Source organism: Blautia sp. DFI.9.10 (assembly GCF_024461705.1).
In the GTDB taxonomy this organism is placed as follows: Bacteria; Bacillota; Clostridia; order Lachnospirales; family Lachnospiraceae; genus Blautia_A; species Blautia_A fusiformis.
The window spans coordinates 1-15,097 of sequence record NZ_JANGAA010000011.1; the positions used below are offsets into that span (position 1 = coordinate 1).

Sequence of the window (15,097 nt, forward strand, 5' to 3'; positions counted from 1 at the left end):
CAGGGAAACTCAGCCTTTCCTACCAGCTATCCAGCGTAGCACTGATAGCTCATCCCCTACCGTCAAACCACAGGGAAACTCAGCCTTTCCTACCAGCTATCCAGCGTAGCACTGATAGCTCATCCAACTACCGAGCAGCCACACTACCCTACCGCCATGAAAAGCCAGCCCGTGAGGCGTGTGCTGCCTGTCGCCGGACTCTGCAGGAGGGGAGCTGATTCTTGGCTGGCGGAAATCTGCGTTGTTTTACAAAGGTCCGCTGTCTGAGCGGCTGCAAGACGCGAGTTCGGACTTTTGTAAAACGCTTTTAGCAGATTCCCGGCAGCCTAGAAGCCAGCCCCCGACGAAGCCCCGGCGGCAGGCAGCACACGCCTCACGGGCGTCCCTTTTCACCAAAAAAAGCCGAACCAGCCACATCCCGCAGCCAGTTCAGCTCACCCCATACAACTACAAACTCACTCACCATCAACCCAGGCAAGCAGCTTCCCGGTAAAAACCCTATTAAAGAAATGAATCACCGGTCCCAGCCCAAAAGCCGTCACCAGCGTACCAATACCCACAACACCACCAGTCAGATAACAGATCAGCGCACAAAGCACATCATTAGACATCCTGTGCCAGAAATAAGGAATCTTCGGCCATCTCTCTGTCATGATCAGCGAAAGACTATCATAAGGCGCAACCCCCTCATCCGGCATCTGATACATCGACAGTCCCAGACAGCAGATCACAACACCCACACACAGTGCCACCAAACGTACCGGCAGCGCCACAAGCTCCAATCCAAAAACACCAGTATAAATATTATAAAAGAAAGTAGTAATATAAGCCAGACAAACCGCATTCACAACCGTACCGATCCCCAGGAACCTTCTGCCAAAAGCAATCTCAATGATCAGCAGCACAATATTTACAATCAGCTGGAAATTACCATACGCCATACCAATCATATCCGCAACCGCCATATTCATTCCACTGAACGGATCCGTTCCAAGCCCGGCCAGCTTGAAAATTCCAATCCCCATACCTGCAAAAACATTTCCGATACACATGATCAGAACATGCTTCCAGTTAATGTTCTTCAAAAAATCCCCCATAAACCTCATACCTCATCCTCTCTGAAAATATTGTCAGGCAGATATCCACGATCCACCTTCACTGCGCAAGATCCATACCAGATAATACCTTAATAACCAGCCTGCTGCAACGCTTATATTCTATCACACCCCCTCACCCCTGTAAAACACAAAAACCCCAAGAAACAACAAAAAGCAACAAAAAAAGACATCCTGCAGACCACATTATATGATCTGCCGGACATCTCTCTTTTTCATATCACGCTGTTAATTCAATTTCACAATCACCAGTCAATCCTGAAGCTCTCATGGCAGAGCCTCGTTATTTCAGATATCCCGAAAAATTTTTTCAATATCCAATATTATTTAATGAACTTAACCTCAGGATAAATTGCCTGCTTGGCAGCCTCTTTACGCTCATTAAATACAACCTTGTTCTCCTCAAACAGGTTACGTCCCTGTGCATCGATAGATACGATCAGCGGCCCAAATTCTTTAACCTTGTTGCACCATAAAGTCTCAGGCATTCCAAGCTCATCCCAGTGATGCTCAGCAATCTTCTCAACCTCTGTAGCAGCTACAACTGCACAGCCGGCCGGGAAAACACAGTGGATCGCACCGAACTCTTTGCAGGCACGCTCAGTGTTCGGACCCATACCACCCTTACCAACGATCACTCTGACACCAGTAAGCTTGGTAAACTCATACTCGAATTTCTCCATACGCATAGAGGTTGTCGGTCCTACAGAAACCATTTCATAATCATCCTCTGTACCCTCGATCTTGCGAACGATCGGGCCGGCATGGAAAATAGCTTTGTTGCGGATATCATACGGAAGCTCTCTTCCATACTCCACCAGACGACGGTGAGCAACGTCACGACAGGTCATCAGATCTCCGTCCAGCCATACAATATCACCGATTTTGATATCAGCCAGGTCTTCTGCGCTTACAGGTGTAATAAGAACTTTTTTATCTCCTCTGATTTCGATCATGATTTTTCCCTCCGTTTATATTATGCATTAAATTTCCATGTGGAATGAGTATCACAGGTTACTGTAAGATCCGGATTTACAACCAGATGTCCACGACGGTGGGACCAGCATCCAACATTTACTGCAACACCGATGGTAGATGGATGTCGTGCAGTATTCTCAATGTTAACACCCATTACAGAATACTTTCCGCCCATACCCTGCGGTCCAAGGCCGATGGCATTGATACCATCCTCGAGAAGCTTCTCCATTTTTGCTGCGTTTGCGTTATCGTTGTGAGAACCGATCGGACGCATCAGCGCTTTCTTGGAGTTCAGAGCAGCTGTCTCTACAGATGTTCCTACACCAACACCAACAAGAAGTGGAGGACACGCATTCAGTCCGTAGGTTGTCATCTGATCAAGAACGAAATCTGTAATACCCTCATATCCTGCACCCGGCATCAGAACCATTGCTTTTCCCGGAAGGGTACATCCGCCGCCTGCCATGTATGCGTAGATCTCACATTTATCGCTGTTAGGAACAATATCCCACCATACAGTCGGGGTTCCTTTACCAACATTTTTCTTTGTATTGTACTCATCAAAAGTCTGAACTGAGTTATGTCTTAACGGTGCTGCAAAAGTAGCCTGGACAACGGCATCTTTCAGAAGTGCTTCCAGCTCATTGATATACGGGAAATTTGTTCCGCATTTCAGCCAGAACTGAAGAACTCCTGTATCCTGACAGCTTGGGCGGTTCAGCTCTACAGCAAGTCCCTGGTTCTTTGTCATTGTTTCATAAAGAACCTTTGGAAGTGCAGCTGTTTCCTGTGAACCAAGCTCTTCAAGTTTATTAACTACGTCATCCGGTAATTTTTTTCCAATATGGGCAACAAAATCTGCTACCATGTCTGTTAATACTTTAACTCCATTTTCCTTAGTCATGATTTACCTCCTGATATGGTTCGATGGTTTAATGTTTTTTAGTTACATAGGTTTTTGTTGGTTGTTTCATCATTAATTTTGGCTGATTAATGGTTAAGATGGCTTTTTTGGCTTATTTATCATTTCTCCTTCACTGTATGGTCAGTGCAGAAGGGAATGAACTTAATTAAAAGTGTTGCTGGTCACAAAGTGAACAGTAACTCAAAAGTTTCTCTCCTTACGGATAGAACGGAAACAGGATCGGTAACAGGATCATACAGATCACAAAGGATACCAGGATCAGCGGCAGACCGGATTTCACATAGTCCTTGAATTTGTATCCTCCAAGACCGACTACCATGGTGTTTGCCGGCATACCGATCGGTGTTGCATATGCACAGGAACCTGCGATAACAGTTGCGATAACAACGGCTCTCGGATCTGCTCCGAGGTTGTTTGCAAGAGATACCGCAATTGGAATCATCAGTGCTGTGGTTGCTGTATTTGACATGAAATTTGTCAGCACACAGGTTACAATAAAAATCACCAGAAGAAGAAGGATCGGACTCGGATCTGCTCCAAGAAGTCCTACGATCTTATCTGCGATCAGTTCTCCGGCTCCGGTTGTATCCAATGCTTTTGCAAGTGTCAGAGAACCGCCGAAAAGAAATACAACCTTCAGGTCAATGGAATTCAGTGCGTCTTTCTCGGAAATAACTCCTGTCAGAACCAGGAGGATCGCTCCGATACATGCGGAAACCTCAATGCTGATGCCGATCTCTTTCTCAAAGATCATTGCAAGGATCACAAGAATCAGTACTACCAGGGAAACAGTCTGTTTCCACTTCGGTACATGGCTGAAATCCTGCTGATCTTCAAGAGCTGCACCGGATGCATTCTTTCCATCCGGAAGGAATTTATATCCGATAAGGACAAAGTAAAGGATTCCGATCAGAAGCATCGGAACTCCAACCGGCGCATACATAAAGAAGCTTGTGGAAAGCCCCATCTCCTGAAGTGCATTCACACCCATCAGGTTTCCGGGTGCACCGATAATAGAAAGGTTTCCGCCAAGTGCTGCGGCAAATACCAGCGGCATCAGAAGACGGCTTCTGGAATAACCGGACTCATCGGCGATTCCACAGACTACCGGGATCAGCACTGCTGCAGTACCTGTATTGGATAAGAATCCGGACATTACACCTACGATCACCATGATCGCAATGATCAGTGTTTTTTCTGTTCTGGCAAATTTCGTGACCAGTCCTCCGATCTTATTTGCCATTCCTGTTTCGAACAATGCCTGGCCTACTACAAACATGCCAACGCAAAGGATTACGTTACTGTTTACATACTGTGAAAATGTTGTTGTTGCATCCACAACTCCTGTAAGGGTCAGACCGATCGCACAGATCGAAGCCGTCAGACCAAGAGGAATTTTTTCAAGGATGAAACTGATAATGGTGAACACAAGAAACAGCAATGTGATAGTTGTCTGAGACATTTCTGTACTCTCCTTCCATTTGGTTTTTTCCTGAAAAGTATAAGCCGTACACGTTTCTTTTGATGGTTCCATTATAACCGGTGTACATATAAAAAAACAAATTAATGAAACATATATCCGCATAAAAAATATTTATAGTATCAGTTTTTAATGATAATTTTTGTACATTACTAACATAAAATCAGCGTATCAGCAAATGAATCTGGCAAAAATTATATTTCTATGCTATTTTTATGTAGACACCAAAATACTCTGTCACATCTTTTCCGGACAGAAATGAAAAACTTTACTAAAAAATTTAATCTGACAATTCATCGAGAGAAGGTTTATCATGACACTGAATCAACTACGCTATTTCTGCACAGCCAGCCGCTGCCACAGCATCACAAAGGCAGCCGAAGAATTATATGTGACCCAGCCCACCATTTCCATGGCTATCCGCGATCTGGAGATTGAATTCGGGATCAGCCTTTTTTCCAGAAAAGGAAATCAGCTGAGTCTGACCCAGGAGGGAGAGTCCTTCTACAAAAAAGCTACCTATATCCTTCAATATTGTAATGAGCTTCAGGCCGATTACTCCAGCATGTCCAGGATAAAACCGCCTCTTCGCATCGGGATCCCTCCCATGCTGAGTACCGTATTTTTTCCGGAGCTGCTTACGGCGTTTCACGAAAAGCACCCGGAAATTGCCGTAGTACTGGAAGAATACGGATCTGTCCGTGCCTGCAATCTGGTACAGGATGACACCCTGGATGTAGCTTTGGTCAATATGGAACAGTATAATATAGATAAATTTCACAACACCGTCCTGGCCAACGACCAGGTGGTTTTCTGTGTGAGCAACGACCACAGGCTGGCAGAAAAAAAATCAGTCACAACAAAAGATATGGCGAAAGAGCAGCTGATCTTTTTCAATGCTGACTCCGTCCAGAATCAGATCCTGAAAATGCGTTTTGAGATGGATGGCCACACACCCAATATCGTTATGCGGAGCAGCCAGATCTACACCACCCTGCAATTTGTAAAAACCGGAAAATATGGCTGCTTTCTCTACTCCAGCATGACCGATAACTTTTCCACTTCCAATGTTACCGGTATCCCGCTCAATCCACCTGTCCGCATAAAAATCGGCATGGTATGGAAAAAAAGCAAATATATCAGCGGCGATATGCTGACATTTCTGCATTTCACCCGCATGTATTACAAAGAACATCCGCTGATAGAAAAGTAAATCCCAAAACTTCCAATTATATGTCGATTAATTTTTCTAATAAATGCAATTTTTTTTAAAAAACCATTGAAATCCATCAATTCATGTGATACTCTGTGTTACAGTGTTTTTCTACACGAAACGAATGACCGCCACCACCGCACACAAAAGATCCTGGCATCATTCAAAAATAAAAAAACTCAGGAGAGTCTCTTCAAATCAAAAGGGAAGAGCGCCGAAGGTGTACGCAGCACACAAAATGCTGTAAATCTCTCAGGCAAAAGGATGGAGGAAAGAGTAATGTTTACACAAATCAACAACTTTATCACATGGTTTGACGGAGTCGTTTGGGGACTTCCGCTGATCATTCTGATCCTGTTCACAGGAATTCTGTTAACCGCTCGGTTAGGTCTTTTACAGGTAAGGCACCTCGGAAAGGCACTGAAATTCATGGTAAAAAATGAAGAAGGCGGCGATGGTGAGGTCACAAGCTTCGGAGCTCTGTGTACTGCGCTTTCAGCAACCATCGGAACCGGAAATATCGTAGGTGTCGCAACTGCTATCGCAGCCGGCGGACCAGGAGCACTTTTCTGGATGATCGTAGCCGCATTCTTCGGAATGGCAACCAAATACGCAGAAGGACTTCTGGCGATCAAGTACCGTACCATTGACAAAGAAGGCCACGTTCTCGGCGGACCTTTCTACTACATCGAAAACGGTATGGGAAAACAGTGGAGATGGCTTGCCAAGATCTTCGCATTTTTCGGAGCAGGTGTGGGACTTTTCGGTATCGGAACCTTTACACAGGTAAACGGTATCGCATCTGCAGTTACCAATTTCTTTGACCCGGATAAAGCACACACAGTAGCACTTTTCGGAAATACATATTCCTGGGCAACTGTAGTTGCATGTCTGATACTTACCGTATGTGTAGGACTTGTCGTTCTCGGCGGAATCAAGAGGATCGCAAAGGTATCCCAGGTCGTTGTACCGTTTATGGCAGTTCTCTATGTTGCACTGGCACTGATCATCGTGATCACAAACATCACTGCAGTACCTGCAGCGATCGTAACTATCGTAAAATCTGCTTTCACAGGAAGCGCACTTGCAGGTGGCGCAATGGGAACCATGGTCGTAGCTATGCAGAAGGGTATCGCCCGCGGTATCTTCTCCAATGAGTCCGGTCTTGGTAGTGCCCCGATCGCAGCTGCCGCAGCTCAGACAAAGGAGCCGGTACGTCAGGGTCTTGTATCCATGACAGGTACATTCATCGATACCATCGTGATCTGTACAATGACAGGTCTTTCCATCGTCATCACAGAGACATGGAACACAGGTCTTGAGGGTGTTGCTATCACAACAGCCGCATTCCAGAAAGGACTCCCTTTCCCGCCGGTTGTAGCATCCTTCTCACTGATGCTGTGCCTGGTATTCTTCGCATTCACAACAATCCTCGGATGGGATTACTACGGTGAAAGATGTCTGGAATACCTGTTCAACAGAAACAAAGCCGCAGTTACAACATACCGCTGGCTGTACATCATCTGCGTATTCATCGGACCATATATGACTGTAGCAGCTGTATGGAACATCGCAGATATCTTCAATGCCCTGATGGCATTCCCGAACCTGATCGCTCTTCTTGCCCTGAGCGGTGTGGTTGTAAAGGAAACTAAGGATTTCTTCAAAAGACATAAAAATTACGAATTCTGATCCCAAATATCGTAATCAAATGTAAACACACGCAAACCCATGATGATCCCCTAATATCATATAAAAAAAGACGCGAACCTTTTTATCTTCCGATAAAAGGCCGCGTCTTTTTTATTTAAAAGCTTTCTATGCCAGCGTCAGGATCTCCATCTGCTGTGTCAGATCCGCTGCATCCAGAATCTCTCCATTTCGGATATCTTTCTTATCAAGCCGGACACACATTTCCTCTCCATCTGTCATATGGAAATAATTATCCTCCAGAGTAACATCCGCATCAGTAAATCCAATAGCTGTAAACGGGCTGAAGCAGCTGCTTTTTAAATGGATCACAAATGCATCACCTTGCTCCTCCACCTCGGCAGTGATCTCCGGTTTATCCAGCTCCAGATATTTATACGGAACAAGGGTCTCCACATCACAGAGCACACCTCCGTCAGCAAGTGTCACTTCCGCCTCAAGAAAGATCTCATACTTCTTGTCTTCCCATCCGGAAACATCCACCGCCAGGATCGGAGCGGACTCCTGCACACCCACAGTGCCCGTTCCGGTAAGCTTCTCAAGAATCTCGCATTCCATATTTTTCACATAAAAGGCAACCTGATATGACTGTGCGTCCATACTTTCATTTGCCAGATACACCTGCATGATATCCCCATCCATGCACATACTCACCGCCTGTGGCCCATAGAATTTTTTTGCCATATAATGAAGTGCCTTCCAACGGCCAAAGTAGTCGATACTTGCCCAGGATGCCACCGGCCAGTTGTCATTGATCTGCCAGTAAAGGGTACCCATACAGCGGCCTCTGTGACGTCTCCAGTGGTCTACTCCATACTTCATGGCCATTCCCTGAAGGATCTGGCTCACATAGAGAAGCTTGCGGAAATTCTCCGGATAACGGAAATTCTCGGAAAGATAATACAGGATCTTTCCGTTAGCTGCAGGATTTTTCTGGTGGTTCTCCATCACCCTGGAAAAAATATTCCTGTCTTTCTCTTCCGTAAAGCTCTCCACAGTTTTCAGGCACGGAAAAGACTGGAAGCCAAACTCCGAGCAGAAACGAAAATAATGTTTCTGATAATCTGTAAAAGGCTTCTGACCATGCCATACATCCCAGTAGTGACAGTCTCCTCTGTTCTCATCGTCCGGATTATCAAAGCAACCTCCGGAGCTTGGGGAAGACTGCCAGAAAAAGGTCTCGCTGTCTGCCGCCCTCACTGCTTTCGGAATCACATACTCAAACATTTTTATGTAGTCCGCACGGAGATATTTCGACTCACTCTGTACCTCCGGCCAGTGATCCCAGGCAGACTCCATCTCATTGTTTCCGCACCACAGGCCAAGGGATGCATGATGACGGAGACGTTTTACATTTTCCGTGATCTCCTTCGTGATATTATCTTCAAATTCTTCTGTAAGATCATAAACATTACATGCGAACATCAGATCCTGCCATACGATCAGTCCCATCTCATCACAAAGATCATAGAAATGATCCGAAGGATAATAACCGCCGCCCCACACACGGACACAGTTAAAATTGGCACGTTTGCAGGATTCCAGAAGATACTTCTGGACCTCCGGTGTGATCCTGGAATAGATGCAGTCCTCCGGAATATAATTTCCCCCCATGGCAAAAATTTTCACGCCGTTGACACAGAACGCGAACTCTTTTCCCCAGAGATCTTTTTCCTGGCTGATGGTAAGGGTACGGAGACCGATGCGCTTCGTTATGGTTTCCAGAACTGTGCCATACTCGTCCAGAAGTTCCACCTGAACTTTATATAACGACTGATCGCCGTAGCCGTTTGGCCACCAGCGCTTCGGGTTGTGGATCGAGGATGTCAGCACTGCTGGATTATTATTCACTGATACAGTCTCCCCCACTTTGCATACATGGGCTTCCGTTTTTCGGTCGTTAGCACCTGTTCTATGTCCACAGACGCTCTCTGCATCCTCCTGGATCGTCACCCTCAACTGACACTTATCCACAGCATCTCCGCTTACAGCCACAGTTGTACACACATCCACAGCATTATCCCCATGCACCTGTGTGATCTTCACATCCTCAATTCTCGGATGACTGTATGCTTCCAGATAAATATCCCGAAAAATCCCGGCATCAATGGTCTGGGGGCCCCAGTCCCATCCAAACATACAATGAGCCTTCCGGATCAGCTGGTTTCCTTTCATTCCACCGCAGGGAACATAGTGGATCTCTTTATTATCTTCATACTCATAAGCTTCGATATACTTGAATACCGACCGGAATACGATCCGGATCTGATTCTCCCCGGAATGAAGAAATTCTTTCACATCCAGCTTCCAGGTACGATGCATGTTATCTGCAGATCCGGCTTTTTGCCCATTGATATAAATATCTGCAAGAGTATCCAGCCCCTCACAGACCAGTATTATTTTTTCTTCTTTCAGGATATCCTCTGCAGCCACAAATGTTCTGCTGAATTCATAATCCTTCCAGAACAGTTCCCTTGTCACATCCTCATTTGTCCGGTAAAAAGGATCTTCGATCTTCCCGGCACCATAGAGCCCGGAAAGCACAGATCCCGGAACCTGTACCTCACATAATCTGTCATTTCCTGCTTCTGCCAGCTCCCACTGGCCATTTAACATTATTTTCCTCATAAAATATATCTTCTCCTGTAAAAATCCCCTTCGCACGATCTTATATACAGGGCTGTTGTATCAGCCGTACTGTATTTTATTTATAGCCGTCCCCCATAATTCCGGTAATTCTCAATATAATCCAGGATCTCCTCCGGGTCTTTCATGAACCGGCACATACCCACAACATCTCTGGACATAAATTTTTCCCCGGCTGTGTATTCCAGGAGTGCCTGCATGCTGTCGTAATATCCCTGAATATTATAAAGAACGATCGGCCTGTCGATCCGTCCCAGACTCTTCAATGTCAGAATCTCAAAAAACTCCTCATAAGTACCAATTCCCCCAGGTACCACGATAGTCGCATCCGAGCGGCTTTCCAGCAGGTGCTTCCTCTCACGCATATTTTCAGTAAAAATGAACTCTGTACAATGCTCATACAACACTCCCGGCTGGTCAAAAAATCTCGGTGCGATACCCAGGATATAGCCTTTTTCTCTGTCAACACCCCGGGCTGCCGCCCCCATCAGCCCCTCTTTTCCACCTCCGAAAACAAGGCCGTGTCCTCGCTTTCCCATCAGCTGTCCCAGCTCTTCCGTTTTCTCATAATAGATCTTTTTCAGCTCTGCGCTGGACGCTCCATAGATACAAATATTCATGCTTCCGTCTCCTTCCCTGCTGCCTCCACAAATGCCCGGAGAAGCTTCAGCTGTTCTGAAGAATCATACATCATCTCCGGATGCCACTGCACAGCTACTGCAAATGGATGATTATTTATCTCTGAATATAACTTTTGCCGGCCTCTGCACATGATACTGGCAAAGACCGGCTTTCCGTCATTTCCGATACATCTGGAGTGCATCCGGAAATGCCTGTTATTTTATTATAATCTGACATACACATGGGGTCAAGCAATTGCCGCTGCCTGAAGCTCCCGTTTTATTATACGAGAACTTTTTCTACTGCGTTTTTCCATCCGCTGTATTTCTGGTTTCTTTCCTGCGGATTCATGGAGGGGATGAACTGATTGCGGTTCTTCACCTCGAAAATGCTCTCCATCTATAATTTAGGACTGATCAGTCATACAAGCCATTCTGCTCAAAATCTCTGAACAGGCTAGCTTCTCCATCATCAGCAAATGCATCTGCATCCCCCTGATCGGAATCATCCTGTCCTCCCTGGATATCTGGGATATCTGCATCCTGGGAATCCTGGGACGTGCTATCCTCAGAGCTGTCCTTGCTATCCTTGCTGGAACTGTCATCTTTACCAAGTTTTACAGTGAGTGTCTTCTCCTTATATTCATTACCATCCAGAACTGCAACCGTCACATCGATCTTTTCCTTCGGCTCATAATACTGAAGCAGCTCAACCAGCTGATCGATACTGGTGATCGTTTTACCATCAAACTCTGTAATGACCATATTCTTGGTAATACCTGCATCATCGGCAGGGCCGCCCTCGGTTACCTCAGAAACAAATACACCCTGCGGGATACCATAAATCTGTACTGCCTCCGTACTTACTGTACTGCCTGTGATACCAAGGATACCATGATTATCCACTTTATCCCTTGCCTTGGCATTCATCATGTTCTCAAGAGAATCCGCAACATCAGAGATCGCAATGGCATAACCCATACCTTCAACCTCAGTAGAAGCAAGCTTGGAAGAGTTAATACCAACAACCTCACCATCCATATTCAGAAGCGCACCGCCACTGTTACCGGGATTGATAGCCGCATCTGTCTGGATCAGGTTCACGCCCTTGTTGATACTGCTGCTGTTATCTGTAGAATCACCCTCGATCTGTCCTGATGCATCTGTCTTACGGTTCTTAGCACTGACAATACCAGTAGTAACGGACTGGCCATAGCCAAGTGCATTACCGATGGCAACAACCTGCTCACCGATCTTCAGATCATCAGAGCTTCCGATCTTTGCAACAGAAATTGCATCCATTGTATCATCCGAAACATCCTTCGTTGCAACAGAAACAACTGCAAGATCCTCGTTTTCATCAAAGCCCTTTACCGTAGCCTCATAAGCATTACCATCTGCAAAGGCAACTGACAAGGTATCGGCACCATCCACAACATGATAGTTTGTGGCGATCAGCAGCTCAGAATCTGTTTTTCCGATGATAATACCGGAACCGCTTCCTTCAACTTCCTGCTCCTGGCTCGGCGCATACTGGGAACCAAACATGCTGTAATAATCCTGAACCTCCTGAACGGACTTGGTTGTGATGGCAACTACAGAAGGCATTGCCTCCTCAGCAACATCTGATACATCCAGACTGCCCTTTGTATCGGAGGATTTTGTATCCTTTGTATCTTCGCTGTCTTTATTTGATTTTTTATCAGACTTCATAAGAGTCAGATTCTCGGAGCTGTCGGTTGCCGCCTGTACGGACTGTGCACCGGAGAAATAATTTATACCTTCATATGCACCAACTCCAATGCCGCCGGCAAGTACTGCACACAGGCTGATGGTTGCACCCTTTTTCATCATTTTCTTTATTTTTAATTTTCTGTTATTGTTCATGGTTAAGTCCTCCCTGGGAAAAAATTCTTCTCTGTTTCCTTTTGATGCTTCAAAGTATATGGGTTAATTGTGTTTACTTTGTGGGAAAAATGTGTTTTATTTGTTAAAACTTTTCACTGTCATCACAACTACAAACCACGCAACCTCAAGAAGAACGATCATTCCACCTGGTTTCAGTCCGGCATAATAGGAAAGAAACAGTCCGGCAATGGTGGTACATACCGCCACGATAATGGCACAGATCAGTGTACCCTTATAGCTTTTTGCCATCTGCATCCCACACGCCACCGGAACTACCAGCATGGAGGAAACGATCAGGGTCCCTACTGTACGGGACGCAATGGAAACTGTCAGAGCCGTCAGAATAGTAAAAAGAAAATTAATATTCCGCACGGAAACACCGGAGATCCTTGCCGCATTTTCATCAAATCCGATATAAAATAGTTCCCTGTAAAAAAACAGCACTGCTGCCAGTACCAGCACACTGATCACAACTACCAGCGCCAGCTCTCCTTCACTGATGGACACAATACTTCCGAACAAAAAGCTGTTCAGACTGGCACCGTTTTCCACAAAGCCGGACAGCACACCGGCCAGTCCGATCCCGGCAGACATGACGATGGAGATCGCCACCTCCGAATAACGCGGGATTTTTTTGCGGATAGCCTCAATTCCAAGAGCAGCTACGATGCACATCACTACTGCACCGGCTACCGGATTCACTCCAAGTATCAGTCCCAGCACAACACCGGCCAGTGAAGAATGGGAAAGCGCATCTCCGATCATGGACATCCGTTTCAGAACAATGGTGATCCCGATGCAGGGCGTGATCACAGCCAGAAGGATTCCCACCAGAAAAGCCCTCTGCATAAATCCATACTGTAAAATACTCATACTTCGTCGATCCTCCCCTCTTCCGCTTTAAAGAACCGGTTTGCTCCTTTAAACTCACCGGAATTTCCATGAGTAACCATAAGGATCGTCAGCCCCTGTTCCTCATTCCGCTTCCTCAGAACTTCTGCAAGTGTTTTCACAGAAACCATATCCATTCCTGTGGTAGGCTCATCCAGGATCAGGATCTTCGGTTTTCCTGCCAGCGCACGTGCCAGCATAACCCTCTGCTGCTGTCCTCCGGAAAGATCTCCGATCCTTCTTTTCCAGAACTCTTCCATTTCCATTTCCGCAAGTGCGGCTTTCAAACGCGGGATCTCTTTTTTTGCCCGGAAACGTGCCTTCCAGGAAGAGGAATACACACCTGTCATCATGATCTCTTCCACAGTCGCCGGAAAATTCTGGTTTCTGCTGATACTGTTCTGTGGAACATATCCCAGATCTCCCTTTCCGAATGTGGCAGAAATATCTTTTCCATTTACAGTGATACTTCCCTCCTGCGCCTTCAGTTCACCCAGAAGAAGCTTCAGAAATGTACTTTTTCCACTTCCGTTTTCACCGGTAAGGATGGCATAATCGCCATCCTTCACCTCCAGGTTCACCTGATCCAGCACAGGTGTCCCTGTATAGTGAAACGAAAGATTTTCTATCAAAATTCCCATAATTTCTCCTTTTTTATTACAGCTGTTGTCCTGCACCTTCAGTTCAATGCCTTCCTGAGTGCCTCCAGATTCTTCCTCATCACAGAAAAATAATCCTCTCCGGCCTCTATATCCTCCTCACTTAATCCCTCGATCGGATTCAACACAGCAGTCACCGCATCCACTTCCTTCGCCACTGTCTTCGCCACCTTGGGACTTGCCAGCTCCTCAAAAAATATGGTATGGATGTCGTATTTTTTCGCATACTCGATCACTTCCTGCATCTTGGCAGGATCAGGCTCTGAATCCGGTGTCAGCCCTTCAATAGCCAGCTGCTTCAGATCATAGGCATTGCACAGATATCCAAAAGCCTCATGCGCCACTATGATATCCCGGCTCTTCGTACCTTTCAGACCATCTCTGAACTCCTGATCCAGCTCATCAAATTCACCGGCATATTTCTCATAATTTGCTTCATAATAATCACCGTTCCCAGGATCAGCCTTTACCAAAGCATCCCTGATATTCTTCATTTCCTGCTTTGCACGCATAGGATCAAGCCAGACATGAGGATCTTTTCCTTCATCACCATGAGCATGATCATGTCCTCCATCCAGAAGCTCCACACCATCCGATGCCTCAGACACAACCAGATCCTGATTCTCCAGAGTATCCAGTACATCCTCCGCCCAGTGCTCCAGATCCGCACCATTATAGACAAACACATCTGCATCCTCAAGATTCCGGATATCCGTTGCCGCCGGCTCCCAGTCATGAGGCTCCGTTCCCGCCGGAACCATATCCTTTACCTGGATCCTGTCGCCTCCTACCTTCCGGGCAAAATCATACATGGGATAAAAGCTGGCCATCACCTTCAGTCGGCCATCCTCCACAAATGGCTGTCCCACCGTTCCGGCCCTGTGCAAACCATATCCGGTCACACCGCCCACAACAAGAAGCGTCACCGCCAGAACTGCTGCCGCTGTCATCT

General features: G+C 46.1%; 13 protein-coding genes and 1 riboswitch. Of the genes, 2 read left to right on the plus strand and 11 right to left on the minus strand.

From position 1 onward, the window contains the following. Positions 1-455: 455 nt before the first annotated feature. The 4 genes from NE671_RS08200 to NE671_RS08215 all read right to left on the minus strand — a co-directional run bounded on the left by NE671_RS08200 (position 456) and on the right by NE671_RS08215 (position 4,480). Entirely contained in the window at positions 456-1,097 is a 642-nt protein-coding gene (locus tag NE671_RS08200) for a YczE/YyaS/YitT family protein (RefSeq protein ID WP_015526420.1), read from the minus strand. A 341-nt stretch (positions 1,098-1,438) separates the two neighbouring features. Continuing rightward, on the minus strand, positions 1,439-2,071 hold the full coding sequence (gene ttdB, locus NE671_RS08205; protein WP_015526421.1) for a L(+)-tartrate dehydratase subunit beta: 633 nt from the start codon (positions 2,069-2,071) through the stop codon (positions 1,439-1,441). A gap of 20 nt (positions 2,072-2,091) precedes the next feature. Further along, positions 2,092-2,997, minus strand: a complete 906-nt coding sequence (ttdA, locus tag NE671_RS08210; RefSeq protein WP_173746530.1) for a L(+)-tartrate dehydratase subunit alpha — start codon at positions 2,995-2,997, stop codon at positions 2,092-2,094. Between the two features lie 217 nt (positions 2,998-3,214). Continuing rightward, on the minus strand, positions 3,215-4,480 hold the full coding sequence (locus NE671_RS08215; protein WP_015526424.1) for an SLC13 family permease: 1,266 nt from the start codon (positions 4,478-4,480) through the stop codon (positions 3,215-3,217). A gap of 331 nt (positions 4,481-4,811) precedes the next feature. Between NE671_RS08215 and NE671_RS08220 the strand changes: the two genes are divergently transcribed. Together NE671_RS08220 and NE671_RS08225 are read left to right on the plus strand one after the other, a co-directional pair. Next, positions 4,812-5,711, plus strand: coding sequence for a LysR family transcriptional regulator (locus NE671_RS08220; protein WP_022427019.1), 900 nt, complete (start codon positions 4,812-4,814; stop codon positions 5,709-5,711). Between the two features lie 170 nt (positions 5,712-5,881). Next, positions 5,882-5,989, plus strand: a riboswitch (glycine riboswitch). A gap of 1 nt (position 5,990) precedes the next feature. Then, positions 5,991-7,403 (plus strand): alanine/glycine:cation symporter family protein, encoded by a 1,413-nt coding sequence (locus tag NE671_RS08225; protein WP_256163855.1) that lies wholly within the window; start codon positions 5,991-5,993, stop codon positions 7,401-7,403. 126 nt (positions 7,404-7,529) lie between these two features. Here the strand turns inward: NE671_RS08225 and NE671_RS08230 are convergent, their stop codons facing one another. The 7 genes from NE671_RS08230 to NE671_RS08260 all read right to left on the minus strand — a co-directional run bounded on the left by NE671_RS08230 (position 7,530) and on the right by NE671_RS08260 (position 15,095). Then, positions 7,530-10,049, minus strand: a complete 2,520-nt coding sequence (locus NE671_RS08230) for a beta-mannosidase (protein ID WP_256163856.1) — start codon at positions 10,047-10,049, stop codon at positions 7,530-7,532. An 80-nt stretch (positions 10,050-10,129) separates the two neighbouring features. Next, a complete protein-coding gene (locus tag NE671_RS08235) occupies positions 10,130-10,687 on the minus strand; it encodes a TIGR00730 family Rossman fold protein (RefSeq protein WP_015526428.1) in 558 nt (185 codons plus the stop codon). Beyond that, on the minus strand, positions 10,684-10,890 hold the full coding sequence (locus NE671_RS08240; RefSeq protein WP_207663255.1) for a hypothetical protein: 207 nt from the start codon (positions 10,888-10,890) through the stop codon (positions 10,684-10,686). The genes NE671_RS08235 and NE671_RS08240 overlap by 4 nt, the downstream gene beginning before the upstream one ends. Positions 10,891-11,104: 214 nt before the next feature. Further along, entirely contained in the window at positions 11,105-12,574 is a 1,470-nt protein-coding gene (locus NE671_RS08245; protein ID WP_256163857.1) for a S1C family serine protease, read from the minus strand. Positions 12,575-12,670: 96 nt separating this feature from the next. After that, positions 12,671-13,468: a metal ABC transporter permease gene (locus NE671_RS08250; protein WP_015526431.1), complete on the minus strand. Its 798-nt coding sequence runs from the start codon at positions 13,466-13,468 to the stop codon at positions 12,671-12,673. Then, positions 13,465-14,127 carry a metal ABC transporter ATP-binding protein gene (locus NE671_RS08255; protein ID WP_015526432.1) on the minus strand — a complete coding sequence of 221 codons (663 nt, stop codon included), beginning with the start codon at positions 14,125-14,127 and terminating at the stop codon, positions 13,465-13,467. The genes NE671_RS08250 and NE671_RS08255 overlap by 4 nt, the downstream gene beginning before the upstream one ends. Positions 14,128-14,165: 38 nt before the next feature. Next, complete coding sequence (locus NE671_RS08260) at positions 14,166-15,095, minus strand: metal ABC transporter substrate-binding protein (protein WP_370816956.1); 930 nt, start codon at positions 15,093-15,095, stop codon at positions 14,166-14,168. Positions 15,096-15,097: the final 2 nt, after the last annotated feature.

What these genes read in the sequence shown, in the direction of transcription:
- NE671_RS08215 (WP_015526424.1), bottom strand. Translation starts at nt 4,480, where the DNA reads ATGTCTCAGACAACTATCACATTGCTGTTTCTTGTGTTCACCATTATC.
- NE671_RS08260 (WP_370816956.1), bottom strand. Translation starts at nt 15,095, where the DNA reads ATGACAGCGGCAGCAGTTCTGGCGGTGACGCTTCTTGTTGTGGGCGGT.
- NE671_RS08220 (WP_022427019.1), top strand. Translation starts at nt 4,812, where the DNA reads ATGACACTGAATCAACTACGCTATTTCTGCACAGCCAGCCGCTGCCAC.
- NE671_RS08240 (WP_207663255.1), bottom strand. Translation starts at nt 10,890, where the DNA reads ATGCACTCCAGATGTATCGGAAATGACGGAAAGCCGGTCTTTGCCAGT.
- NE671_RS08225 (WP_256163855.1), top strand. Translation starts at nt 5,991, where the DNA reads ATGTTTACACAAATCAACAACTTTATCACATGGTTTGACGGAGTCGTT.
- ttdB (WP_015526421.1), bottom strand. Translation starts at nt 2,071, where the DNA reads ATGATCGAAATCAGAGGAGATAAAAAAGTTCTTATTACACCTGTAAGC.
- NE671_RS08230 (WP_256163856.1), bottom strand. Translation starts at nt 10,049, where the DNA reads ATGAGGAAAATAATGTTAAATGGCCAGTGGGAGCTGGCAGAAGCAGGA.
- NE671_RS08245 (WP_256163857.1), bottom strand. Translation starts at nt 12,574, where the DNA reads ATGAACAATAACAGAAAATTAAAAATAAAGAAAATGATGAAAAAGGGT.
- ttdA (WP_173746530.1), bottom strand. Translation starts at nt 2,997, where the DNA reads ATGACTAAGGAAAATGGAGTTAAAGTATTAACAGACATGGTAGCAGAT.
- NE671_RS08200 (WP_015526420.1), bottom strand. Translation starts at nt 1,097, where the DNA reads ATGGGGGATTTTTTGAAGAACATTAACTGGAAGCATGTTCTGATCATG.
- NE671_RS08250 (WP_015526431.1), bottom strand. Translation starts at nt 13,468, where the DNA reads ATGAGTATTTTACAGTATGGATTTATGCAGAGGGCTTTTCTGGTGGGA.
- NE671_RS08255 (WP_015526432.1), bottom strand. Translation starts at nt 14,127, where the DNA reads ATGGGAATTTTGATAGAAAATCTTTCGTTTCACTATACAGGGACACCT.
- NE671_RS08235 (WP_015526428.1), bottom strand. Translation starts at nt 10,687, where the DNA reads ATGAATATTTGTATCTATGGAGCGTCCAGCGCAGAGCTGAAAAAGATC.